This is a genomic window from Polymorphospora rubra (assembly GCF_018324255.1).
Taxonomy (GTDB): domain Bacteria; phylum Actinomycetota; class Actinomycetes; order Mycobacteriales; family Micromonosporaceae; genus Polymorphospora; species Polymorphospora rubra.
Genome location: NZ_AP023359.1, coordinates 6,083,727 through 6,107,005, shown reverse-complemented (window position 1 = coordinate 6,107,005; position 23,279 = coordinate 6,083,727). Strand labels below are relative to the sequence as shown.

Genomic DNA, 23,279 nt, shown 5'->3' with positions numbered 1-23,279 from the left:
GTCCAGCAGCTCGACACGCCGTACCTGTAACGGCGGAACAACTAACGATCACCACGCACCGCCACGTCCCGAAGGCTCTCGAACAGTGACAACCCAGAACGTGTCACGTGTCCTGGATGACGAGCAGCATCGTGCCCTGGGGGTCGCGCAGGTAGGCGACGCGTTCGCCCCACGGGGTGTCGCCGGCGGGAACCACGACCGCACCACCGGCGTCCGGTGCGGCGGCGATCGTCGCGTCGAGGTCGGCCACGTACAGGCAGAGATCGACGGCGTGGCCGGTCGCGGGCAGCGGGGTCTCGCCGTACATGGCCGGGCCGGTGCCGAGCCCGATCCCGAGCGTCGACGGGCCGATCCGCAGCGTCAGGTAGACCGGCTCGCCGTCGGCGGGGAACCGGTAGTCCACCGCGCCGCCGAAGACCGTCTCGTAGAACGCTCTGACCGGTGCCACCGCGTCGACGTTGATGATCGGAAACAGCTCGCCCCGGGCCATGTCCGGAGGCTACTCCAGCGGGCGGACGACCGGTCCCGGCTGCCACTAGCATGGCCGGCGAGTCGGCAGGAAGGGCATCCGGGGTGCGTATCAGGGTTCTCGTCGGACACCGGCGGTGGGCGGGTTGACCGGTCGACCGGGCCGCGCGGTCCACCGGCGCCGTCTCGTCGTGCGCCTGGCCCTCCTGGCCGTCGCCGCACTTATCCTCGCCAGCGTCCCCTGGCTGTGGACCGTGTTCTCCGCCAACGGCCACGTGTACGACGAGGCGGACGCGCCGGCCGCGGACGTCGTCATCGTCCTGGGCACCGAGGTGGCGACCGACGGCCAGCCGTCGCCACGGCTCGCCGGCCGGCTGCAGACCGCCGCCGCCCTGGTCGACGGTGGACGGGCCCGGGTCATCCTCCTGTCGGGCGACGGTGGCGGGGTGTCCGGCGACGAGCCGGCGGCGATGGCGTCGTACCTGAGCGGGACGCTCGGAATCGATCCGCGACGGATCGTGGCCGACCCGGCCGGCCTGGACACCTACGACAGCTGTGCCCGGGCCCGCGACGTGTACGGCATCACCCGGGCACTGATCGTGACCCAGTCCTGGCACCTGCCGCGGGCGGTCACCCTGTGCCGGCACCTCGGCGTCGACGCCGACGGGGTGACCGCACGCTGCACCGACTGCCCGACCAGCCTGATCGCCGAGAAGACGGTACGCGACTACCTTGCCAGCGGGAAGGCGGCGTGGGACGCGGTACGGCGCCGGCCACCGGCGGTCGACTCGCCCCCGGACCCCGCGGTCAGCAACGCGCTGCGCGACGGTTGAGCGGCGGCCTCAGGACCGGCCGGTGAAGGCGGCCAGCAGCCGCTCGGCGGCCAGGGCCGGGGTGAGGGTGCCGTCGAGCACCTCACGTTCGAGCGTCGGGGCGAGCGCGACGACCTCCGGATGGCCGTGCAGGCGGTCGAGCAGCGCCTGCCGGGCCATCGCCCACATCCAGCCGACCTGCTGGCGGCGGCGGCGCCGGGCGAGTTCACCGGATTCGGTGCGGGTGTCCTGGTGGCGGACCAGATGCTCCCACACGGTGGTCAGGCCGGTGCCCTCACGGGCGCTGCAGGTCACCACGGGCGGCCGCCAGGCGCCCTCGGCGGCCTGGAGCAGGCGTAGCGCGCCGGAGAGTTCGCCGGCCGCCTTGCGGGCGTCGTCGGCGTGCGGGCCGTCGGCCTTGTTGACCGCGACGACGTCGGCCAGTTCCAGGACGCCCTTCTTGATGCCCTGCAGCTGATCGCCGGTGCGGGCCAGGGTGAGCAGCAGGAACGAGTCGACCATGTCGGCGACCGTCGTCTCGGACTGGCCGACGCCGACGGTCTCGACGAGTACGACGTCGTAGCCGGCCGCCTCGACGACGACCATCGCCTCCCGGGTCGCCTTGGCCACGCCGCCGAGGGTGCCGGCGGTCGGGGACGGTCGGACGAAGGCGTGCGGATCGACGGCGAGGCGGGCCATCCGGGTCTTGTCGCCGAGGATGCTGCCGCCGGTACGGGTCGACGACGGGTCGACGGCGAGCACCGCGACCCGGTGTCCGGCGGCGGTCAGTTCGCTGCCGAGCGCGTCGATGAAGGTGGACTTGCCGACGCCGGGCACCCCGGTCACGCCGACCCGGCGGGCCTTTCCGGCGTGCGGGGTCAGCGTGATCAGCAGCTGCTGGGCGAGCGGCTGGTGGTCGGGCCGGCGGGACTCGACCAGGGTGATCGCGCGGGCGATCCAGGCGGCCGAGCCGGCGAGCACCCCCTCGGCGTACGCCTGGACGTCGATCGGGCGGGCCGTCATGCCGTGGGCGCGGGGTGGCCGAGCCGGCGGCCGAGTTCGGCGAGCAGGTCGAGCGCGGCGTCGGCGATGACGGTCCCGGGCGGGAAGATCGCCGCGGCGCCGGCCGCCCGGAGCGCGTCGAAGTCCTGGGGCGGGACGACGCCGCCGACAATGACCATGATGTCGTCGCGGCCGAGGGCGGCGAGTTCGTCGCGCAGCGCCGGCACCAGCGTCAGGTGGCCGGCCGCGAGCGAGTTGACGCCGACGACGTGGACGTCGGCCTCGACCGCCTGCCGGGCCACCTCGGCCGGGGTGGAGAACAGCGGTCCGACGTCGACGTCGAAGCCGAGGTCGGCGAAGGCGGTCGCGACGACCTTCTGGCCGCGGTCGTGGCCGTCCTGGCCCATCTTGGCGACCAGGATCCGGGGCTGGCGGCCCTCGGCGTCGGCGAAGGCGGCGGTGGCCGCCCGGGCCGCCTCGATGTTCCCGGCCGCGCCGGCCTCGTTGCGGTACACCCCGGAAATGGTACGGATCTGGGCGGAGTGCCGGCCGTACACCTTCTCCAGCGCGTCGCTGATCTCGCCGACGGTGGCCTTGGCGCGGGCGGCGTCGATCGCCAGGGCGAGCAGGTTCTGATCCAGTCCCGGCCCCCGGGTGCCGGCGATCGCGGCGTCGGCACCCCTGGTCAGCGCGGTCAGGGCCGCGACGCACGCGTCCTCGTCGCGTTCGGCGCGCAGCCGGCGCAGCTTGTCGAGCTGCCGAACCCGTACGGCGCTGTTGTCGACCTTGAGTACGTCGATGGCGTCGTCGGTGTCGGGCCGGTACTTGTTGACCCCGATCACCGGCTGCCGGCCGGAGTCGATCCGGGCCTGGGTACGGGCGGCGGCCTCCTCGACGCGCAGCTTCGGGATGCCCTCGTCGATGGCCCGGGCCATGCCGCCGGCCGCCTCCACCTCGCTGATGTGTTCCCAGGCGCGGCGGGCGAGGTCGTGGGTGAGCCGTTCGACGTAGGCGCTGCCGCCCCACGGGTCGATGACACCGGTGGTCCCGGACTCCTGCTGGAGCAGCAGCTGGGTGTTGCGGGCGATCCGGGCGGAGAAGTCGGTCGGCAGGGCGAGTGCCTCGTCGAGGGCGTTGGTGTGCAGCGACTGGGTGTGCCCCTGGGTGGCGGCCATCGCCTCGACGCAGGTCCGGCCGACGTTGTTGAACACGTCCTGGGCGGTCAGCGACCAGCCGGAGGTCTGGCAGTGCGTACGCAGGCTCAGCGACTTGGCGTTCTTCGGCCCGAACTCGCGGACCAGCCGGGCCCACAGCAGCCGGGCGGCGCGCAGCTTGGCGACCTCCATGAAGAAGTTCATGCCGATCGCCCAGAAGAACGACAGCCGGGGGGCGAACGCGTCGATGTCGAGGCCGGCGTCCCGGCCGGCCCGCAGGTATTCGACCCCGTCGGCGAGCGTGTACGCCAGCTCCAGGTCGGCGGTCGCCCCGGCCTCCTGGATGTGGTAGCCGGAGATGGAGATCGAGTTGTAGCGCGGCATCCGCTGCGAGGTGTACGCGAAGATGTCGGAGATGATCCGCATCGACGGCGCCGGCGGGTAGATGTAGGTGTTGCGGACCATGAACTCCTTGAGGATGTCGTTCTGGATCGTGCCGGACAGCTGCTCCGGCGCGACCCCCTGTTCCTCGGCCGCGACGACGTACAGCGCGAGCACCGGCAGCACCGCGCCGTTCATCGTCATCGACACGCTCATCCGGTCCAACGGGATGCCGTCGAAGAGCTGCCGCATGTCGTAGATGGAGTCGATCGCCACGCCGGCCATGCCGACGTCGCCGGCGACCCGGGGGTGGTCGGAGTCGTAGCCGCGGTGGGTGGCCAGGTCGAACGCGACCGAGAGGCCCTTCTGCCCGCCGGCGAGGTTGCGCCGGTAGAAGGCGTTGGACTCCTCGGCGGTGGAGAAGCCGGCGTACTGGCGGATCGTCCACGGCTGGGTGACGTACATCGTCGGGTAGGGCCCGCGCAGGTAGGGCGTGATGCCCGGGTAGGTCGCCAGGAAGTCGAGGCCGGCGAGGTCGTCGGCGGTGTAGAGCGGCTTGACGTCGATACCTTCCGGGGTGTTCCACACCAGCCGGTCGGCACCGGCGGCGGCCCGCCAGGCGTCGAGGTCGCCGGCGGGGGCGGGTGGCCCGCCGAGTTCCACCGTCGAGAAGTCGGGGATCATCCGGCCACCTCCAGGTCGTGCAGCAGTTCGGTCAGGACCCCGACGGCGTCGCAGCCGGCGTACAGGTGGCCGGTGACGCCGGCGTGGTCCCCGGGCCGGCCGGCGAGCCACACCCGCCGGGCGCCGGCGGTGGTGAGTGCGGCCGCGACCGGCCCGGCCGACTCGGCGTACAGCTTGTCGCTGGAGCAGAGGCAGGCCACGGTGGCGCCGCTTTCGGCGAACGCGGCGACGAGCGCGGCCGGGTCGTCGCCGGTTCCGGTCACGGTGGCGATGCCGCCGGCGGCGAGCAGGTTGGCGGCGAAGCCGGTCCGGGCGCTGTGGACGGCCGGTGGCCCGAGCGCGGCGAGGAACACCGTCGGCCGGTCGCCGGTGGCCGTCCGGTGGGCGTCGGACCGGTCCCGCAGCCGCTCGAACGGTTCGGCGTAGCGGTGGCGGGGCAGCCCGCCCGCGGGTGGTCGCGGTGCCGGTTCGCGTACCGGCAGCTGTTCGTCCAGGTTGGGGAACTCGCTGACGCCGGTGATCGGGTCGCGCCGGTGGGCGACGTTGTCGGCCCGCCGCCGCCAGGTCGCGGCCAGCCGGTCGGCGACCAGACCGCTGTCGAGCGCGGCCGCCATCCCGCCGGCCCGCTCGATCTCGGTGAACCAGTCCCACGCGGCACGGGCGAGTTCCTCGGTGCGCTGTTCGACATACCAGGAGCCGCCGGCGGGGTCGACGACCCGGCCGACGTTGGCCTCGTCGAGCAGCAGTGACTGGATGTTGCGGGCGACCCGCCGGGCCGGCCCGTCCGGCAGGCCGAGGGCGTGGTCGAACGGCTGCACGGTCACCGCGCCGGCGCCGCCGACCCCGGCGGCGAAGGCGGCGACGGTGGTGCGCAGCATGTTCACCCACGGGTCGCGGGCGGTCATCATCGCCGCCGAGGTGACCGCGTGCTGCCGCTGCCCGCCGGCGGACGGCAGCCCGCACACCTGCGCGACCCGGGCCCACAGCCGCCGCGCGGCGCGCAGTTTGGCGATGGTGCCGAACTGGTCGGCGGTGGCGGCGTAGCGGAACTCCAGCTGGTCGAAGGCTTCGGCGAGGCCGAGGCCGCCGTCGGTGAGCGCCCGCAGGTAGGCCAGGCCGGTGGCGACGGCGCAGCCGAGTTCCTCGGCGTCGCTGCCCCGGCGTCGTGGTGGCGGGTGGCGTCGACGGTGAGGGCACGCAGTCGCGGGAAGTCGGCCGCGCACCGGCGGGCGAGTCCGACGGCCGCGGCCAGCGGCAGGTCGGTGTCGGTTCCGGTCGCGGCACGCAGACCGAGCGGGTCGAGGCCGAGGTTGCCGGCGGCCTCGCCGGCCGGGACCCCGCGGGCGTCGAGCAGGTCGAACCAGGCGTCGGCGGCGGCGAGGGACCGCCCGGCGGCGTCGAGGACGACGCCGGCCAGGTCCAGGTAGACGCCGTCGAGCGCGGCGGGAAGCCCGTCGAGAGGCAGGCCGCCGTCGCCGAGGACGAGCCACAGCGAGGTGACGCCGTTCTCCAGGTCGGCGAGGACCGCGGCGTTGGTCGCCTTGGGATCGGGGTCGGCGTGCCGCTGGCGGACGTCCCAGCCGGTGGCGGCGGCGCCGGCGGTGCGGCTGTCGCGGGTGTACGGGAACATGCCCGGCAGCCCGGTCGGCACGGTCCCGGTGGCGGCGGTGTAGAGCGGGGCGATCCGGACACCGTCGTAGGTGGTGGTGGAGAGCAGGTCCTCGACCGTACCGGGTTCGCTGTCCGCACCGGCCAGTCCGGCCTTGCGGGCCACCGCGAGGGCCAGGAGTTGCCACTGTTCGAGCGTGGCGGCCGGGAAGTCGGCGGCGAGGCGCATGTCGTCGGGCGGCACCGTCATGCCCGGATGCTACTGGCGACGCCCTGCCGGGACCCCGGCGCGGCGCTGATTGTAACGAGCTTCATTCAGCCTCGTCTCACTGAACGCCCTTTCAGGAGCGCTGCGTGGCGGAGCTGCTGTCAGGCAGTGACGACGATCCGCGCCGGACCGGGAACCGGGCGCGCAGCAGCCAGTGCAGCGCGACCAGGGGGACGACCCCGACGGGATACCAGGCCAGGTCGGTCGGGTCGAACTGCACGCCGAGCGCCAGCCGGGCCAGCAGGCTGCGGGCCGACAGGGCGGCCGGGATACCGGTCAGTTGGAAGATCTCGACGGCCCAGCAGAAGCCGACCGCGATCGCGCCGGCCGGCAGCGGCCCCATGCGCGGCCACAGGAACAGCACGCCCGCATAGACCATCGAGGCGTAGAGGGCGGTGCCCGAGTGCTGTTCGAGGCTGCCGTCGCTCAGGGCACGGATGCCGAGGGCGACGGCCAGGATGAGGACCGCCGCCGCGAGCGCGAGCAGCCGGACGGAGCGCGGCGTCATCGACATTCCGGCGATGCTAGACGCCGCCGGCACTCCCCCCACCCGCGGTGGCCGTCCCCCGGCTCAGCGGCGGCGGAAGGCGTACACGCCCAGCGCGGCGCCGGCTCCGCCGACGGCGAGGGCCAACCGCCGGTGCCGGGAGAGCCACGCCTGCGAACTGTGGGGGTGCGAGCGGTCGTCGAAGGCGCCGTGGGCGCCGTGGTCGGGCTGGCCGGGGCCGTCCGCCGGCCGCCAGAGGTTCGTCGGCCGGTGCGGGTCGGTGGGCCGGTCGGTCTGCTGGGCCTGGTAGCCGGTCCGGGCCAGGTAGCGGTCGAGCAGCCCGGGCACGAGCCGGTTGGCCAGGATCGTCAGCATCGTCGGGGCGCCGACCCAGTACTCGCGGCGGTTCGGCCGGTCGGCGGCGGCGATGATCGCCCGGGCCGCGACCTCGGGCTGGTAGATGGGTGGGACCGGCTGCGCGGGGCGGGGCAGTCGGGACAGCAGCCAGTCGAACTGTGGGGTGTTCACCGCCGGCAGGTGCACCGTGGTCACCCGGACGTTGCTGCGGTCGTGCCGCAGCTCGCAACGCAGCGACTCGGTGAAGCCGACGATGGCGTGCTTGGCCCCGCAGTACGCCGACTGGAGCGGGATCGACCGGTAGGCCAGCGCGGAGCCGACCTGGACGATCGTGCCCCGGTCGCGCGGCGCCATGTGGTCGAGCGCGACCCGGGTGCCGTGTACGTAGCCGAGGTAGGTGACCTCCGTGACCCGGCGGAACTCGGCCGGGCTGATGTCCTGGAACGGGGCGAAGACGGAGCTGAACGCGTTGTTGATCCACACGTCGATCGGCCCGAGTTCGTCGGCGACACGCCGGCCGGCCGCCTCGACCTGGGCGAAGTCGGCCATGTCGGTCTCGATGGGCAGTGCCCGCCCGCCGGCCGCCTCCACCTCGTCGGCGGCGGCCCGCAGGCCGCTCGCACCGCGGGCCAGCAGCGCGACAGCGGTACCCGGGCCGGCGAGCATCCGGGCGGTGGCCCGGCCCACTCCCCCGCTGGCACCGGTGACGACCACGACCCGCCGCACCATCCCGTCGTTTCCGGCCGCTGCGTTCATGTCCGGCTCACCTACCTTTCGCCGCCGGCGCGCGGGCGGTCCACAGGTCCAACGTCATCAGGGCGACGGCGATGGCGCCGTCGCCGAGCGCGATCCGGCGCTGCGGCCGGTCGACGGCGGCGAGCGCGGCGGTGGTGAGGGCGTGCACCCCGTCGACTCCGGCGCCGAGCCCGAACACGGCGGGCACCGGATGCCGGGCGAGCACCGCCGCCTGGACCAGGTGCCGGGCGCCGAGGATCCGCAGGGTCGCCACGGCCGGGCCGCTCGGTCGGCCGAGCCGGCGCAGCACCGCGCGTGGTGCGAGCAGCAGGGTGCCGCCCCAGCCCACCCGGGTGAGCAGGCTGAGCCGGGCGACCGCTCCCCCACCGGGGCGCGCCGTGGACGGTTTCCCCGGCCCGCTCACGAGCGCAGCTCGTTGATCTTGTCGCGGACCACCGTCGCGACGGTGGCGGCCTTGTGCGGCTGGCCGCGCAGGAACGCCTCGGTGAAGTGCTTCGCCTGGTCGTAGCGGACCTTGCCGGGCATCGGCGGCTCGTTGGGATTGACGTCGCAGTCGATCAGCGCCGGCCCCGGATGGGCCAGCGCCGCCCGGATCGCGTCGGGCAGCGCCCCGGACTCGGTGACCTTGGCGCCGTACCCGCCGCAGGCGCGGGCCCAGGCACCGAAGTCGGCCTCCGGCTGCCGGTGCCGTACGGCGTACTCCGGGTAGCCGAGGATGATCTGCTCCCACAGGATCTGCCCGTACGAGTTGTTGTTGTTGATGACGACCTTGATCGGCAACTCGTGCCGTACGGCGGTCAGGAACTCCGCCATCAGCATCGCGAAGCCGCCGTCGCCGACGAAGGCGATCACCTGCCGCCCGGGGTTGGCGTGCTGGATCGCGATCGCGTACGGCAGGCCCGGCGCCATGGTCGCCAGATTCCCCGACAGGTAGAACTCCCGGCCGCCGCGGATCGTCCAGTGCCGCGCGGCCCAGGTGGCGATCGTGCCGGAGTCGCAGGTGAGGATCGCGTCGTCGGCGGCGGCGTCATCGACGCAGCTGATCAGGTACTGCGGGGCGACCGGGTGCCGGTCCGGGTTCTCCAGCGACTCCATGTCCGACCGCCAGGCGTCCCGTTCCGCCTGGTAGCGGCTGAGGAAGGAGCGGTCGGTGCGCTCGCGCAGCAGCGGCCGCAGCTGCTGGAGGGCGAGCCGGGCGTCGGCGTTGACCGGCGCCTCCACCGGCACCCGCATGCCGATCTGGCTGGCGTCGACGTCGATCTGCACCGTCCGGGCCTGCCCCGGCGCGGGCAGGTACTTCGCGTACGGGAACGAGGTGCCGACCATCAGCAGCGTGTCGCACTCCTCCATCAGTTCCTCGCTGGGCCGGGTGCCGAGCAGGCCGAGCCCACCGGTGGTCAGCGGGTGGTCGTCGGGCACCACCTGCTTGCCGGACAGTGTCTTCACGATCGGGCTGGCCAGCGCCTCGGCGACGGCGAGCACCTCGTCACGGGCGTCGCGGGCACCGATGCCGACCAGCATCGCGACCTTGCGGCCGGCGTTGAGCACCTCGGCGGCGCGGGCCAGGTCGGGCTGGGCGGCCGGCACCGGCGGCCGGGACAGGCTCGACCGGCTCATCGGCGGCTTGCCGGGGCTGACGTGCCGGTAGGGATCCTCGGCCGCCGGGGCGACCTGGATGTCGTTGGGGAACGTCAGGTGCGCGACGGTCCGCTTGGCCAGCGCGTCACGGATCGCGATGTCGACGACCCCCGGCATCTGCTGCGGGTTGGTGACCATCAGGTTGTACGAGGCCACGTCCTGGTACAGCAGTTCGGTGTGGACCTCCTGCTGGTAGCGCGAGCCGAGCACCGAGGTCTCCTGCATGCCGGTGATCGCCAGCACCGGCGTGTGGTCGAGCTTGGCGTCGTACAGGCCGTTGAGCAGGTGGATGGCGCCCGGTCCGGAGGTGGCGACACAGACGCCGATGCGACCGGTCGCCTTCGCGTAGCCGGTCGCCATGAAGGCCGCCGCCTCCTCGTGGTGCACCAGGACGAACCGCAGCCGGTCCTGACAGCGCCGGAATCCCTCCATCAGCCCGTTGATCCCGTCGCCCGGCAGGCCGAAGACGGTGTCGACACCCCAGTCGACCAGCCGCCGGGCCAGGCTCTCGCCAACGATCTCCTGCACCATGCCTCCCACCGGGCGAAGTCGCGCTCGGCACCTGGCCGAACGCGCGGCGACTTCCCGTCAGGGCCACCGGCAAACCCGTCCACGCGCGCCGGGGACTAGCCGGCGGCACGGCGGGTAGACGCGCACGGTGGCACGTCAGTTCGTCAACTGGTCCGGCAGCCTGTCCTTCACCCCGGGCGGGCACGCCGAGCCGGCCGACGAGGAGGCGGTGTGCGAGCTGGTCCGGCGCGCCCGCGCGGACCGGACGAAGCTCCGCCCGGTCGGCTCGGGGCACTCGTCGAGCCCGCTGGTGCGTACCGACGGCACCCTGGTCAGCCTGGACCGGATGGCGGGGGTGATCGAAGACGACCCGGCCGCCGGCCGGGCGACGGTGTGGGCGGGCACCAAGTTGAAGGCGCTCGGGGAGGGGCTGTACGACGCCGGCCTGGCGATGGACAACCTCGGCGACGTGGACTACCAGTCGATCGCCGGCGCGACCGCCACCGGCACCCACGGCACCGGGCTCGGATTCGGCAACCTCTCCACCCAGGTGGCCGGCGTACGGCTGGTGACCGGCGGCGGCGAGATCCTGGACATCTCGGCCCGAGAGAACGCGGACCTGTTCGCCGCCGCGCGGCTGTCGCTGGGGCGCTGGGGGTCGTCACCCGGATCACCCTGGACGTGCAGCCCCGCTACGAGTTGCGCCGGCGGTCGTGGTGCGCCCACGTCGACTGGACGCTCGACCACCTCGCCGAACTCCAGCACACCAACCGCAACATGGACTTCTACTGGTATCCGCGCAGCGAACAGACCCAGATCCGGACGATGAACCGGCGGGACCGGGAGCCGGACATCCACCCGTGGGCGGCGGGGCGCGAGGCCGGTCCGGGCGGGCATCCCCCCGAGATCCAGGTCGGGCCGACCCACCGCGCCATCCCCCGGCACCGGGAACTGCGCTTCGAGGAGATCGAGTACATGCTGCCGTCGGAGGCGTTCCCCGCCTGCTTCGCCGAGGTCCGGCGCCGGATCCGGGAACGGCACCGCCGGATGGCGGCGTGGCGGGTCCTGGTACGTACCATCGCCGCCGACGACATCGCGCTGAGCAACGCCTACGGCCGGGCGACGACCACCATCGCCTGCCTGCAGAACAGCTCCCTGCCGTACGAGGAGTACTTCCGGGACATGGAGTCGGTGTTCCGGCAGTACGGCGGGCGGCCGCACTGGGGCAAGAAGCACTGGTTGACCGCCCGCGAGCTGCGGCCGCTCTATCCCCGCTGGAACGACTTCCAGGCGGCCCGCCGCCGGCTCGACCCCGACGGCGTGTTCCGCACACCCGACCTGGCCCGGCTGCTTGAGGAGGCGTGATCCCGGACGTCGGAGCGCGGGTCTGGGTGGTCCCGGGCGGACGTATCCCGTTCCCCGCCCACGGGGCCGAGCCGGAGTTCAGCGGCTTCGACCAGCTCTGCATCCTCAACGCCACGGACGAGGAGGCGCAGGTCAGCCTGGACGTCTACTACGAGGACGCGGAGCCGGTCGGGCCGTACCGGATCCCGGTGGGCGCCCGGCGGATCCGGCACATACGACTCAACGACCTGATCGACCCGGAGGCGATCCGGCTCGACCGGCCGTACGGCTGCCTGCTGCGTTCCCCGGTCCCGGTGGTCGTCCAGTTCCTGCGTCAGGACACCCGGCTGCCCGGCGCGCTGGGCCTGGCCACCACCCTGGCCCATCCAACCTGAGCGCGACGTTCGGCCAGGGCGCGGCGTTCGGATCCGCGACGTTCGGCCGACGGCGGGGCCGGGTAACCGCGCTCATGCCGTCGAATCCTGACTCGTCCGGCCGGCGCCCCGGTGTGGCCGCCCGACTGCGGGCCCGCGCGAAAGGTTCCGGGCGGAACAGCTACCGCCGGCTCCAGACGTATCTGATCGTGGGGGTCCAGGCCGGGCTGGCCGCCGCGCTGTCCTGGGTGGTGGCCGCGCAGGTGCTGGGCAACCCGGAACCGACGTTCGCGCCGGCGGCGGCCGTCGGTACGATCGCGGCCGCCCTCGGTAACCGGACCCGCCGCACGGTCGAGCTGATCGTCGGCGTGGTGCTCGGCATCGCCGTCGGTGACCTGCTCATCCTCCTGATCGGCACGGGGGCGTGGCAGACCGGGGCGGTCGTCTTCCTGGCCATCACGGCGGCGGCGGTGGTCCGGGGCACGGGGGCGTTGATGACCCAGGCCGGCGGTACGGCGGTGCTGATCGCGACCCTCACCCCGACGGTGGCCGACCTGGAGATCCCACGCACCGTCAACGCGCTGGTCGGCGGCGCGATCGGGCTGCTGGTGGTGCTCGTACTCGTCCCGATCAACCCGCTGCGGACCGTACGACGCGTCGCGAGCCCGACGCTGGACCTGTTCGCGCGGGAGATGACCGACTCGGCCGAGGCGCTCGCCCTCGGCGACGTGAAACGGGCCGAACGGGTGCTGGAGCGGATGCGGGTCGCCGAGCGGGAACTCAACCGGCTCGGGGAGGTCGTCACCGCGGCGGACGAGGTGGTCCGGTACTCCCCGGTGCGCTGGCACCGCCGGCGCACCCTGGGCGCGTACCGGCGCGGTGTCGAGCACATGGACCGGGCGTTCCGGAACAGCCGGGGACTGGTTCGCCGTATCGGCACCACGCTGCGGGACAACGAGCCCGTGCCGCCCGACCTGCCGGCGGCGGTCGAGCACTTCGGCGAGGCGGTCCGGCTGTTGCACCGGGAGTTCCTCGCGGGGAAGGAACCCGAGCAGGCCCGGCAACGGGCGCTGCGGGCGGTGCGGGAGGCCGGGCGGGCCTGCCGGGAGGAGATCGGGTTCTCCGGGACGATCGTCGTCTCGCAGCTGCGGACCGCCTGCAACGACCTGCTCCGGGCCACCGGGGTGGGCCGCAACGAGGCCCGGTCGATGGTCCGTGCGGCGGCCGAGGGACAGCGGTAGGCGGGCGTGGCTAGAGATGTCCGCGGCGCCACCGGCTGATCTCGGCCTCGGACGCCTCCTCCTCGTGCAGCGTCAGCTCCCGGATCCGGGTCCGCTCCGCCACCCCGGTCAGGCGCTGTACGAGTGCCAGGACCAGGCACGCCGCGACGAGCAGCCCGAGCGCGACGAGGACCGGGACCCGTACGGCCACCACGGCGAGCCCGGTGATCACCACCACCGCGACGAGGGTCGAGCGGCGCACCCGGTGGAACGTGCGCAGCATGGCGGCGACGCCGGCCAGCAGAAAGAGCACCACCCCGCCGTAGAGGGTGGTGACCGCACCGCCGGACCGGTGGTCGCCCGGCGCGGCGACCACCTCGAGCACGACCTTGAGCCCGAGTGCCGTGAACATGATCCCGATGATGATCGCCAGATGCAGGTAGGTGTAGACGTCGCGGGCGAACGGGATCCGGACCCGGTCCCGGGTGCCGTGCATGGCCTGCTCGATCGCCAGCGCGAGGGTGTCGAAGTGCAGCCACCAGAGGGCGGAGATCAGGCCGATGCCCAGCACGCCGGCGATGATCACCGGCGCGGTCAGGGTGAGGTCGGCGAACCGGCCCGGACCGATCCCCAGGCCCAGCACCGACTCGCCGAGCGCGATGAGCACGATCAACCCGTGCCGCTCCGCGAAGTGCCCGGCGGAGACGACCGACCACGCGGTGTACGGCAGCAGGATCCCGGCGCCGTACTCCACGATCAGGGCGGCCAGCCACAGCCCGAGTCGGACCCGGGCCGCGACTCCGCCGTCGTGGAGCCACAGCGGGGTGAACGCGGCGAGCCCGATCAGCCCGGCCGCCACGACGGCCGGCAGGGTCAGCAGCCACAGGCGCCGGCGGGGCTGGTCGGTCGCACTGAACACGAACCAGAGCGCGCCGACCGTCAGGGCCCGTACGGCCAGATAGCAGACGGCGAACACGGCCGGGCCGGACAGGTCCCCGGGGCGGTCGACGAACGCCTGCGGCATGGCCAGTGCCAGCACGAAGACGGCGGCCATGGTGGCGAAGCCGATCAACGGCAGTATGCCGTGGTCGGCGCGCACCGCGTTGCCGAGCGCGACGAACCCGGTCCAGCACCACCACAGCAGGGCGAGCACGACGGCCCCGGCCAGCAGACCGAGCGGGTCGAGGTGCCGCGAGACCAGGCCGGTCACGTTCAGGAAGGCGAAGACGAAGATGAGATCGTAGAAGAGTTCGAGCCGGGTCACCCGTGAGCCCGGCGCCACCGGCACGAGCCACCGGGACCGGCGGAGAGTCGGCGCTGCGCTCACCGCCCGAGTCTCGCAGGCGCCCCGGACCGCGCGCAGCGTTTCCGACGGCGGGCGGATGCCGCCACGTCCCGTGCCGGGGCGGCGGGTACCGTGCGCCCCATGGACAGGGCGAAGCACGACGACCCGGCGGACCGCGCCGAGGCCCTACAGGCCGTCGCCGACTCGGGGCGCCGCCTGAGCACGGCGATGATCCTGTTCCACACCAACCTGTCCAAGCGGGTCGGGCTCGGGCCCACCGAGGAGAAGGTGCTCGACCTCGTCCACCGCCACGGGCACCCGTCGGTGCGTGATCTGGCCGAGCAGACCGGGATGGCCAAGAACTCGATCAGTGACGTCCTCGACCGGTTGGAGCGCAAGGGCTTCGTCGTCCGGCAGCCCGACCCGAGCGACGGCCGGAAGGTCGCCGTCGTCGCGACCGAGGAGGGCACGGCGCGGATCCGCGATCTGTTCGTCGGGATGATGACCCGGCTCGATCAGCTGAACGCGGAGTACTCCGCCGCCGACCTCGCGCTCATCGCCGGATATCAGCGCCGCGCGGCAGCCATCCAGGAGGCCGAGGGGCGCCGGCTCGGCGACTGACCGCGGGCGCCGGGCCGGTCAGCTGGCCGCCCGCGCCGGCGCGTCGATGGCGAGCTTCACGCCGACCGCGCCGAGCAGGGTACCGGTCACCCACCGCTGGAACTTGCTCCAGGAGGGGCGGGTGGCGAGGAAGGCCGCGATGCTCCCGGCGACGATCACGAACATGGCGTTGACGATCACGCTGACCGTGATCTGCACACCGCCGAGCAGGAACCCCTGCAGCATCACGTTGCCCGCGGCCGGGTCGATGAACTGCGGAATGAGCGCCATGTACATGATGGCGGCCTTGGGGTTGAGCAGGTTGGTCAGCAGGCCCATGCGGAACAGCTTCGCGGACGAGTCCCGGGCCAGCTCACGGGTCTCGAACATGGAGATCCCGCCCGGCCGCAGCGCCTTCCAGGCCAGGTAGAGCAGGTAGGCCGCGCCGGCCACCTTGAGGCCGGTGTAGAGCCAGGGCACGAGGACGAAGACCGCGGCGAGGCCGAGGTTCGCCATCGTCATGTAGACGACGAAGCCGACGACGGTGCCGCCCAGCGAGATCAGTCCGGCCCGCCGGCCCTGGCTGATGCTGCGCGAGACGAGGTAGATCATGTTCGGCCCGGGGGTGAGCACCATCCCCAGCGCGACCAGCGCCATCCCCAGCACGGCGGCCAACGACACCACGGCCCGTCCCCCCTTCCGGACCCCGCGCGGAGCGCGGGCCGTCCAGGAAGACAGTACCGCCGGCGCCGGCCGGTCGTGGTCCCCGGCGACGCCACGACCACCCGGCAAGCCCTGCGTTACGAGTTGGCTCGTAATTGAGGTGATACGGTTCAGCCATGGTCGATCGAGCCGGCACCGGCGCCCGCGCCGGGCGCCCCCGCGACGCCCACCTCGACGCCGCCATCCTCGACTCGACCATGGCCGTGCTCGGGAAGGTCGGCTACAAGCACCTGACCATCGGCGAGGTCGCCACCCGGGCCGGCACGACGAAACCCGCGCTCTACCGGCGCTGGGCGTCGCAGCAGGAACTGGTCCTCGCCGCGCTGGCCCGCCAGCTCGGCGGCATCGAGGCACCGGACACCGACTGCACGCTGTGTGACCTGCACGAGTCGATCAGCGTCTTCGTCGACGCGTTCCACCGGCTGCCGCCGAACGTCCTCGCCCCGCTGCTGGCCGACTGCGCCGGGCACGACGACCTGCGGACCGCCTTCATGACCACGCTCTTCGAACCGCCCCGGGCCGCCGTACGGCAGACGCTGCGCGGTGCGATCGCCCGCGGCGACCTGCGCCCCGACCTCAACCTCGACCTGGCCGTCGACCTACTGGCGTCGCTGGTGTACTACCGGGCCCTCTTCGGCCACGCGCCGCTGACCGGCGCCGACATCGGGGACGCCGTCGAGACGTTGCTGCGCGGGATCGCCGTGGACTACGACACCCTGCTCGCCCACAGCCTCGCGCAGAGCAGCCCCTCGGCCGCCCACGGCCGGCACGAACCGCACGCCTGAACCCGGTGACGGGTCAACCGGTACCGACCACGGCCGAACCGCCGGCCGGCACCCGTACGACGCCGTCGACCGTGGCGCCGGTCAGCAGGTCGACGCCGCTCGCGGCCACCTCGCACACCGTCGCGGTGTGGTTGAGCACGAAGAGCCAGGACCGGTCGCCGGTGCGGCGGGTCACGACCTCGACCCCGGGCGGCAGGTCCGGCCGCACCGGCCCGACGCCGGCGTCCGCGGCCACCGCGTGCAGCAGGTCGGCGTACGCGTCGTCGGCGAGTCGGGTGGAGACGTACCAGGCGGTGCCGGCGCCGACGGTGTGCCGGGTGACCGCCGGACGGCCGGCCAGGACACCATCGGCGTAGCTGGCGACGACCCGCGCGCCGGTGGCGTGCACGGTCTCGCTCCACAGGTCGCCGGTGGTCCCGTCGGACAGCTTCACCGACGCGTCCACGGCCAGCGGGTGGAACTCCTCGACCCGGACGCCGAGCAGGTCGCGCAGCGCGCCCGGATAGCCGCCGGTGCGGATCCGGGCGTGCTCGTCGGCGACCCCGCTGAGGTACGTCGCCACGAGGTGCCCGCCGGCCTCGACGAAGGCCCGCAGCGCGGCGGCCTGCCGGTCGGCCATCAGGTAGTGGCCGGGCAGCACGACCACGGCGTACCCGGACAGGTCGTCGAGCCCGCCGACGACGTCGGCGGTGATGCCCCGGCGCCACAGTGCCCGGTGCGCCCGCCGGGCGTCGTCGAGGTGGTCGAGCCGGGTCGACGGCAGGGCACGGGCCCGCAGTGCCCAGGCGGACGGCTCGTCGTACACCACGGCCACCCGGGCCTCGACGACGCCGGCCGCGGCCGGCGCGACCCGGGCGAGTCGATCGCCGAGTTCGACCGCCTCGCGGTAGACCCGGCTGTCCGGGCCGGCGTGCGGGACCAGCGCGGAGTGGAAGAGTTCGGCGCCGCCCCGCGGGGCCCGCCACTGGAAGAACATCGCGCCGCGCGACCCGCGCGCGACGGCGGCGAGGCTGTTGCGGGCCATCCGGCCGGGTTCCTTGGTGTGCATCCGGTCGGCGGTGTAGACGAGATTGGGCGCGGTCTCCATCAGCAGCCAGTCCGGCCGGCCCGGGCTGCCCCGGGCCCAACCCCGGGCCAGGTCGGCGGCGAACGCCGCCTCCTCCTCGGCGGCGGGGCCGGCGTCGGACGGGTAGTGGTCGATGGCGACGAGGTCGACCTCGGCCGCCCACCGGGCGTGGTCGACCGGCACCCAGTCACCGAGTACGTAGTTGGTGGTGACCGGCACGCCGGGGGTCGCGGCGCGCAGCAGGTCGCGCTGTTCGACGTACGCGGCGAGCAGTTCGTCGGAGGTGAACCGGCGGAAGTCGAGCACCTGGGTGGGGTTCGGCAGGTACTGGGTGGCGCGCGGCGGCCGGATCTGCGCCCAGTCGGTGTAGTGCTGGCTCCAGAAGGCGGTGGTCCACGCGTCGTTGAGCGTGTCGAGATCGCCGTAGCGGTGCCGCAGCCAGCGACGGAACGCCTCGGCGGTGAGGTCGCAGTGGCAGGTGGTGCCGTACTCGTTGTGCACGTGCCACAGGGCGAGCGCCGGATGGTCGTGGTAGCGCTGGGCGAGAGCGGCGGCGATCCGGCGGGCGGCGGACCGGTAGGCGGGCGCGCTGGCGCAGTAGGTGTCGCGGCTGCCGTGGCTGAGCCGTACGCCGGCGGCGTCGACCGGCAGCGCCTCGGGGTGGGCGAGGCTGAACCAGGGTGGCGGCGACGCGGTCGGAGTGGCCAGGGCGACCCCGATCCCGGCGTCGGCGAGCCGGTCGAGGATCCGGTCGAGCCACCCGAAGTCGTGGCGGCCGGGGGCGGGCTCCAGCCGGGCCCAGGCGAAGACCCCGACGGTGACCAGGGTGACGCGGGCCCGCCGCATCAGTTCGACGTCCTGCGCCCACACGTCTTCCGGCCACTGCTCCGGGTTGTAGTCGCCCCCGAAGAACATGGTGCTCCCGCAGCGTTGTAATTTGTTTGGACTGCCGCCAAAGTAGAGCCGGTGCGCGGACCTGTCAACGGATCGACGTCCCGGCTGCCGGCCGACACCTGGGAACACGCGCTGGTGACCGGCAACGGCCGGCAGGGCGCCCTGTGCTGGGGCCGGCCGGCGGACGGGCTGCGGCTGACCGTCTCCCACGAGCGGCTGTTCCTGCCGCTGCACCCGCCGCTCGAACCGCCGGACACCGCCCGGATCCTGCCCAGGCTGCGCGGTCTGCTCGACAGCGGCCGGTACGCGCAGGCGGCCGCCGAGGTGTGCCGGGTCGCCGCCGACGACGAGCCGGCGTACGCCGGGACGGTCTGGATCGACCCGCTGGTCGGCGCCGCGACGCTGACCGTGACACCACGCCGCCCCGGCCCGGTGCGCGACTACCGGCGTTCGGTCGACACCGCGACCGGGCTCGTCACCCAGCGCTGGCGCGACGCCGCCGGCGAGGTGCGGGTGGAGGTGTTCGCCTCCCGGCCGGCGGACGCGATCGTGGCCCGGGTGTCGGCGACCGGTGGCTTCACCGGGACGGTGGAGTTGGGTCCGGTCGAGGGCGAACCGCCGCGACCGGTCGAGACTGCGGTGGACGGCCTGACGCTGACGGCCCGGTTCCCGTACGCCACCTGGTCCGGCGCACTGACCGGCTACCGGGTCCGCTGCCGGGTGTCCGGTGTGGACGTCGACGGTCCGGTGCTGCGGTCCGACGCCGTACTCGTCGTGCGTACCCTGCTGCCCGGCGACCCGGATCCGGATCCGGACCCGGACTTCGACGCGCTGCTCGCCGCGCACGCCGCCGTGCACGGCGAACTGATGGGCCGGGTCCACCTGGACCTGGCGGCCGACCCGGCGGACCGGACCGCGCCGACCGAGGACCTGCTCGCCGCACCGGTCGGCCCGGCCCTGGTCGAGCGGCTGTTCGACGCCGGCCGCCACCTGATCGTCAGCAGCAGCGGCGACCTTCCGCCCACCCTGCAGGGGGTGTGGAGCGGCACCTGGACCCCGCCGTGGTCGAGCGGCTACACCCTGGACGGGAACCTGCCGGCGGCGGTCGCGGCCCTGCTGCCCACCGGCACCCCGGAGCTGATGCTGCCGCTGTTCGACCTGCTCGACGCGGTCCGCGACGACCTGCGGCGCAACGCCCGGCGGCTGTACGGCGCCGCCGGCCTGCTCGCTCCCGTGCACATGTCGAGCCACGGCCGGCAGAACCACTTCGGCCCGGTGTGGTGCCAGACGTTCTGGACCGCCGGAGCCGCCTGGCTGGCCCGGCTGTACGTCGACCACTGGCGCTACACCGGCGACCGCGACTTCCTGGCCCGCCGGGCATGGCCGTTCCTGCGCGAGACAGCCACCTTCTGCCTCGACTTCGTACGGGTCCACGACGGCACGGCCCGGTTCGTGCCGTCGTACTCGCCGGAGAACGCGCCGGCCAGCACCGGTTCGCAGGCGTGCGTCGACGCCACGATGGACGTGGCCGTGACCCGGGACCTGCTGACCAACGTGATCGCGGTCGCCGCGGAACTGGGTGTCGACGACCCGGACGCCCCACGCTGGCGGGACCTGCTCGCCGCGCTGCCGCCGTACCGGGTCGCCGGCGGGGTGCTCGCCGAGTGGTGCCATCCGGACCTCACCGACCAGCCGGCCCACCGGCACGCGTCGCACCTGTGGCCGCTGTGGTACGAGCCGGATCCGGCGATCACCGGCGAGCCGGTGCTGCGGACCGCCGCGGCGGCGGCCGTCCGCCGACGGCTGGACTGGTGGGCGGGCGCGGACTCCGACGAGATGGCGTACGGGCTGGCCCAGCTCGGGCTGGCCGCCGCCGCGCTCGGGATGGCCGACGAGGCGTACGCCTGCGTCGAACGGATGGCCCGGGTCTACTGGCGGCCGAGCCTGGTGCCGACCCACAACCGGGACGCGGTGTTCAACGTGGACATCGCCGGCGGGCTGCCGGCGGTCGTCGCCGCGATGCTGGTGCGGGGCGCGCACGGGCGCCTCGACCTGCTGCCGGCGCTGCCCGCCGCGTGGCCACGCGGGCGGGTGACCGGCCTGGTCGTGCGGGGCGCGGTCACCGTACGGGAGCTGCGCTGGGCGCCCGGCGCGGTCGAGGCCGTGCTGTGGTCGGCGGCCGGGGCACGGCTGGTCGTCGGGGCGCCGCCGGGCATGGCCTTTGATGGCGCGGCCGCGCCGCCTGGAGGGGTGTTCGGTGGCGCGCCAGCGCCGCCTGGAGGGGTGTTCGGTGGCGCGCCAGCGCCGCCTGGAGGGGTGTTCGGTGGCGCGCCGGCGCTGCCGGTCACGTTGCCGGCGGGCGTGTCGGTGCCCTTACGCGCCGTTGACACTTAGTTGTGCTTCAAGAAAAACTATGTGCAGCTAGAGCCGCTGCAACATCGGAGGAGCACGCATGCCGTACCGCCCGCCCCTGGTCCCCCACGAGGTCTTCGTGGCCGACCCGCCCGAGCTGCCGGTACGGCCGCCCGGCGAGCAGGGACTCTCCGCCGTGACCCGCGCCGAGGTGGTGTCGCTCGACGCCACCGGCACGGTGGTCAAGGCCACCACCTCCGACGGAGGCACCCTGCTGGTCCGGCTCGACGCCGCCGGCGAAGGGGTCGTCCGGGTCCGCCTCAGCGACGACCCGCAGGCCCGCTCCCGCTCCGCCCGCGCCGCGACCCTGGTCACCCCGGGCAGCTACGCCGCCGACGTACGCGGTGACGACGGCCGCGTCGTCGTCGACGCCGGCGGGGTCGTGGCCGAGGTGACCCTCGACCCGTGGCGGCTACGGTTCCTCGACCGCACCGGCCGGGTCCTCGTCGAGCAGAACGGCGGCGAGCGCGACATCAGCGGCCGGCTGCGGACCCTGCCGTTCGGCCGGTCGCTCTCCGGTGGCGCCGTCGCGGCGTACCACGAGAGCTTCACCGCACCCGCCGACGAACGGTTCGTCGGGCTCGGCGAGAAGTTCACCGCCCTCGACAAGCGCGGCCAGCGCGCCCTGATGTGGAACTTCGACGCGTTCGGCACCGAGTCCGACCGGGCCTACAAGAACGTTCCGCTCTACCTGTCCAACCGCGGCTACGGCGTCCTGGTCGACAGCGGCCTACCGGTGGAGTTCGACATCTGCCAGTCCACCCACAGCTGCGTGCAGATCCTCGTCCCGGACGACCTGCTCGACTACTACGTGATCGCCGGCCCCACCCCGGCGCAGATCCTCGACCGCTACGACCTGCTGACCAGCCGGCCGCTGCTGCCGCCGAAGTGGGCGTTCGGCACCTGGATGTCGTCGGGGTTCTTCGCCGACAGCCAGGAGGCGGCGCTGGAGCGGGCCCGCCGGCTGCGCGCCGACGGCATCCCGTGCGACGTGCTGCACCTGGACTGCTACTGGCAGACCGACGGGCACTGGTCCGACCTGGCCTGGGACCGGGAGGCGTTCCCCGATCCCGACGCCATGCTCGCCGAACTGGCCGGGCTGGGGTTCCGGGTCTGCCTGTGGATCAACTCGTACCTCAGCCACCTCAGCCCGCTGTTCGCCACCGCCGAGGCCGCCGGCTACCTGCTGCGCCGGCCGGACGGTTCGACGTACGTCGCCGACGTGTGGCACGGCTCCTACCCGGCCTGCGGCATCGTCGACTTCACCAACCCGGAGGCGACCGCCTGGTATCAGGGGCTGCTGCGGCCACTGCTCGAACAGGGTGTCGCGGTGTTCAAGACCGACTTCGCCGAGGGGGTGCCGGCCGACGCGGTCGCCGCCAACGGGATGACCGGCACCGAACTGCACAACGTCTACACCCTGCTGTTCAACGACGCGGCCGCCGAGGTGACCCGTGAGGTCGCCGGGCACGGCATGGTCTGGGCCCGGTCGTCGTACCTCGGCGGGCAGCGGCACTCCGCCCAGTGGGGCGGCGACACCAGCGCCACGTACCCGGCGATGGCCAGCACCCTGCGCGGCGGGCTGTCGCACGGCCTGTCCGGGGTGCCGTTCTGGTCGCACGACGCCGGCGGCTTCACCGGTACGCCGACCGACGACCTCTACGTACGGTGGGCGCAGTTCGCGGCGCTGTCGCCGCTGGTCCGCTTCCACGGCACCACCAGCCGGCTGCCGTGGAACTTCCCCGCCCGCGCCGCCGAACTGGCCGTCGAGGCGCTGCGGCTGCGCTACCGGCTGCTGCCGTACCTGTACTCGGCGGCGGTCACCTCGGCCCGTACCGGCGCACCGATGATGCGGGCCCTGCTGGTCGACGCGCCCGACGACCCGGCCGCCTGGACCGCCGAACTGGAATACCTGCTCGGCCCGGACCTGCTGGTCGCCCCGATCGTCACTCCGGAAGCCGAGCGGTTCGTCTACCTGCCCGACGGCGACTGGATCGACTTCGACACCGGTGAGGTGGTCGCCGGCGGCCGGCACCGCCGGATCCGCGCCGAACTCGACCGCATCCCGCTGTTCGTCCGGTACGGCGCCCTCGTGCCGACCGTCGCCGTGGCCGACACGATCCCCGCCGGCCCGTTCACCGACCTGACCGTGGTGAGCTGGGGCGTCGTCGACGGCCGTACCGTGATCAGCGACGTCGACGGCGACACCGTGGTGACGGCGGCACGCGACGGCGGCACGCTCACGGTCACCCTGGACGGCCCGGCGCGGGTACGTCGGATCGCGCTGCCGGCGGTGAGCGGCGCGACCGCGCCGGACCGGGTGGTCGTCGCCGGCGCCCCCGCGCGGCTGTCCACGAAGGACGGCACGCTGGTGGCGGAACTGGACTGAGCGGAGCGGCGTGGCCCGCGATCACCGATTCGCGGGCCACGCCACCCGGTCCCCGGGGTGCG

At 73.7% G+C, this 23,279-nt stretch carries 19 protein-coding genes and 2 pseudogenes; 9 read left to right on the top strand and 12 right to left on the bottom strand.

What is annotated here, in order from left to right:
• Positions 1 to 103: 103 nt before the first annotated feature.
• The gene (locus tag Prubr_RS27580) at positions 104 to 490 is read right to left on the bottom strand and encodes a VOC family protein (RefSeq protein WP_212817812.1); all 387 of its coding nucleotides are present in this window, start codon (positions 488 to 490) and stop codon (positions 104 to 106) included.
• A gap of 169 nt (positions 491 to 659) precedes the next feature.
• On the opposite strand from Prubr_RS27580, the gene Prubr_RS27575 reads away from it, so the two are divergent.
• Positions 660 to 1,301: a SanA/YdcF family protein gene (locus Prubr_RS27575; RefSeq protein WP_246567727.1), complete on the top strand. Its 642-nt coding sequence runs from the start codon at positions 660 to 662 to the stop codon at positions 1,299 to 1,301.
• Between the two features lie 9 nt (positions 1,302 to 1,310).
• Here the strand turns inward: Prubr_RS27575 and meaB are convergent, their stop codons facing one another.
• The 8 genes and pseudogenes from meaB to Prubr_RS27535 all read right to left on the bottom strand — a co-directional run bounded on the left by meaB (position 1,311) and on the right by Prubr_RS27535 (position 10,146).
• Positions 1,311 to 2,303, bottom strand: a complete 993-nt coding sequence (gene meaB / locus Prubr_RS27570) for a methylmalonyl Co-A mutase-associated GTPase MeaB (protein ID WP_212817810.1) — start codon at positions 2,301 to 2,303, stop codon at positions 1,311 to 1,313.
• Entirely contained in the window at positions 2,300 to 4,501 is a 2,202-nt protein-coding gene (scpA, locus tag Prubr_RS27565; RefSeq protein WP_212817809.1) for a methylmalonyl-CoA mutase, read from the bottom strand. The genes meaB and scpA overlap by 4 nt, the downstream gene beginning before the upstream one ends.
• Positions 4,498 to 5,724, bottom strand: a complete 1,227-nt coding sequence (locus tag Prubr_RS37175; protein ID WP_485020583.1) for a methylmalonyl-CoA mutase family protein — start codon at positions 5,722 to 5,724, stop codon at positions 4,498 to 4,500. The genes scpA and Prubr_RS37175 overlap by 4 nt, the downstream gene beginning before the upstream one ends.
• Before the next feature lie 272 nt (positions 5,725 to 5,996).
• Positions 5,997 to 6,338: pseudogene (locus Prubr_RS38545) on the bottom strand (methylmalonyl-CoA mutase family protein); the annotation flags it as partial.
• 112 nt (positions 6,339 to 6,450) lie between these two features.
• The gene (locus Prubr_RS27550; protein ID WP_246567725.1) at positions 6,451 to 6,885 is read right to left on the bottom strand and encodes a ribosomal maturation YjgA family protein; all 435 of its coding nucleotides are present in this window, start codon (positions 6,883 to 6,885) and stop codon (positions 6,451 to 6,453) included.
• A gap of 63 nt (positions 6,886 to 6,948) precedes the next feature.
• Positions 6,949 to 7,977 (bottom strand): SDR family oxidoreductase, encoded by a 1,029-nt coding sequence (locus Prubr_RS27545; protein ID WP_246567724.1) that lies wholly within the window; start codon positions 7,975 to 7,977, stop codon positions 6,949 to 6,951.
• Between the two features lie 7 nt (positions 7,978 to 7,984).
• Positions 7,985 to 8,380: a hypothetical protein gene (locus Prubr_RS27540; RefSeq protein ID WP_425517947.1), complete on the bottom strand. Its 396-nt coding sequence runs from the start codon at positions 8,378 to 8,380 to the stop codon at positions 7,985 to 7,987.
• On the bottom strand, positions 8,377 to 10,146 hold the full coding sequence (locus tag Prubr_RS27535) for a thiamine pyrophosphate-dependent enzyme (RefSeq protein WP_212817805.1): 1,770 nt from the start codon (positions 10,144 to 10,146) through the stop codon (positions 8,377 to 8,379). Before Prubr_RS27535 ends, Prubr_RS27540 begins: the two co-directional genes overlap by 4 nt.
• A gap of 127 nt (positions 10,147 to 10,273) precedes the next feature.
• Here Prubr_RS27535 and Prubr_RS38005 point away from each other — a divergent pair.
• From Prubr_RS38005 to Prubr_RS27520, 4 genes and pseudogenes are all read left to right on the top strand, one after another.
• Positions 10,274 to 10,663: pseudogene (locus Prubr_RS38005) on the top strand (FAD-binding protein); the annotation flags it as partial.
• Positions 10,664 to 10,806: 143 nt separating this feature from the next.
• Positions 10,807 to 11,490: a D-arabinono-1,4-lactone oxidase gene (locus Prubr_RS37165; RefSeq protein WP_343221510.1), complete on the top strand. Its 684-nt coding sequence runs from the start codon at positions 10,807 to 10,809 to the stop codon at positions 11,488 to 11,490.
• Positions 11,487 to 11,864: a sensory rhodopsin transducer gene (locus Prubr_RS27525; RefSeq protein WP_212817804.1), complete on the top strand. Its 378-nt coding sequence runs from the start codon at positions 11,487 to 11,489 to the stop codon at positions 11,862 to 11,864. Before Prubr_RS37165 ends, Prubr_RS27525 begins: the two co-directional genes overlap by 4 nt.
• Before the next feature lie 74 nt (positions 11,865 to 11,938).
• Positions 11,939 to 13,084, top strand: coding sequence for an FUSC family protein (locus Prubr_RS27520; protein WP_212817803.1), 1,146 nt, complete (start codon positions 11,939 to 11,941; stop codon positions 13,082 to 13,084).
• Positions 13,085 to 13,094: 10 nt separating this feature from the next.
• Here Prubr_RS27520 and Prubr_RS27515 read toward each other — a convergent pair whose 3' ends face one another.
• Complete coding sequence (locus Prubr_RS27515; RefSeq protein ID WP_212817802.1) at positions 13,095 to 14,390, bottom strand: low temperature requirement protein A; 1,296 nt, start codon at positions 14,388 to 14,390, stop codon at positions 13,095 to 13,097.
• A gap of 99 nt (positions 14,391 to 14,489) precedes the next feature.
• Between Prubr_RS27515 and Prubr_RS27510 the strand changes: the two genes are divergently transcribed.
• A complete protein-coding gene (locus Prubr_RS27510; RefSeq protein WP_212817801.1) occupies positions 14,490 to 14,969 on the top strand; it encodes a MarR family winged helix-turn-helix transcriptional regulator in 480 nt (159 codons plus the stop codon).
• Between the two features lie 18 nt (positions 14,970 to 14,987).
• Here Prubr_RS27510 and Prubr_RS27505 read toward each other — a convergent pair whose 3' ends face one another.
• A complete protein-coding gene (locus tag Prubr_RS27505; protein ID WP_212817800.1) occupies positions 14,988 to 15,632 on the bottom strand; it encodes a LysE family translocator in 645 nt (214 codons plus the stop codon).
• A gap of 155 nt (positions 15,633 to 15,787) precedes the next feature.
• Between Prubr_RS27505 and Prubr_RS27500 the strand changes: the two genes are divergently transcribed.
• Positions 15,788 to 16,456 carry a TetR/AcrR family transcriptional regulator gene (locus Prubr_RS27500; RefSeq protein WP_212817799.1) on the top strand — a complete coding sequence of 223 codons (669 nt, stop codon included), beginning with the start codon at positions 15,788 to 15,790 and terminating at the stop codon, positions 16,454 to 16,456.
• A 13-nt stretch (positions 16,457 to 16,469) separates the two neighbouring features.
• Here Prubr_RS27500 and Prubr_RS27495 read toward each other — a convergent pair whose 3' ends face one another.
• Positions 16,470 to 18,437 (bottom strand): beta-galactosidase, encoded by a 1,968-nt coding sequence (locus Prubr_RS27495; RefSeq protein WP_212817798.1) that lies wholly within the window; start codon positions 18,435 to 18,437, stop codon positions 16,470 to 16,472.
• A gap of 51 nt (positions 18,438 to 18,488) precedes the next feature.
• On the opposite strand from Prubr_RS27495, the gene Prubr_RS27490 reads away from it, so the two are divergent.
• Together Prubr_RS27490 and Prubr_RS27485 are read left to right on the top strand one after the other, a co-directional pair.
• Complete coding sequence (locus Prubr_RS27490) at positions 18,489 to 20,810, top strand: glycosyl hydrolase family 95 catalytic domain-containing protein (protein ID WP_212817797.1); 2,322 nt, start codon at positions 18,489 to 18,491, stop codon at positions 20,808 to 20,810.
• Between the two features lie 58 nt (positions 20,811 to 20,868).
• The gene (locus tag Prubr_RS27485; protein WP_212817796.1) at positions 20,869 to 23,217 is read left to right on the top strand and encodes a TIM-barrel domain-containing protein; all 2,349 of its coding nucleotides are present in this window, start codon (positions 20,869 to 20,871) and stop codon (positions 23,215 to 23,217) included.
• Positions 23,218 to 23,279 lie beyond the last annotated feature (62 nt).

Excerpts from the sequence above, each read along its gene's own strand:
- Prubr_RS27500 (WP_212817799.1), top strand. The coding sequence starts at position 15,788 with ATGGTCGATCGAGCCGGCACCGGCGCCCGCGCCGGGCGCCCCCGCGAC.
- Prubr_RS27580 (WP_212817812.1), bottom strand. The coding sequence starts at position 490 with ATGGCCCGGGGCGAGCTGTTTCCGATCATCAACGTCGACGCGGTGGCA.
- Prubr_RS27535 (WP_212817805.1), bottom strand. The coding sequence starts at position 10,146 with ATGGTGCAGGAGATCGTTGGCGAGAGCCTGGCCCGGCGGCTGGTCGAC.
- Prubr_RS27520 (WP_212817803.1), top strand. The coding sequence starts at position 11,939 with ATGCCGTCGAATCCTGACTCGTCCGGCCGGCGCCCCGGTGTGGCCGCC.
- Prubr_RS27550 (WP_246567725.1), bottom strand. The coding sequence starts at position 6,885 with ATGACGCCGCGCTCCGTCCGGCTGCTCGCGCTCGCGGCGGCGGTCCTC.
- Prubr_RS27510 (WP_212817801.1), top strand. The coding sequence starts at position 14,490 with ATGGACAGGGCGAAGCACGACGACCCGGCGGACCGCGCCGAGGCCCTA.
- Prubr_RS27495 (WP_212817798.1), bottom strand. The coding sequence starts at position 18,437 with ATGTTCTTCGGGGGCGACTACAACCCGGAGCAGTGGCCGGAAGACGTG.
- meaB (WP_212817810.1), bottom strand. The coding sequence starts at position 2,303 with ATGACGGCCCGCCCGATCGACGTCCAGGCGTACGCCGAGGGGGTGCTC.
- Prubr_RS27545 (WP_246567724.1), bottom strand. The coding sequence starts at position 7,977 with ATGAACGCAGCGGCCGGAAACGACGGGATGGTGCGGCGGGTCGTGGTC.
- Prubr_RS27485 (WP_212817796.1), top strand. The coding sequence starts at position 20,869 with ATGCCGTACCGCCCGCCCCTGGTCCCCCACGAGGTCTTCGTGGCCGAC.
- scpA (WP_212817809.1), bottom strand. The coding sequence starts at position 4,501 with ATGATCCCCGACTTCTCGACGGTGGAACTCGGCGGGCCACCCGCCCCC.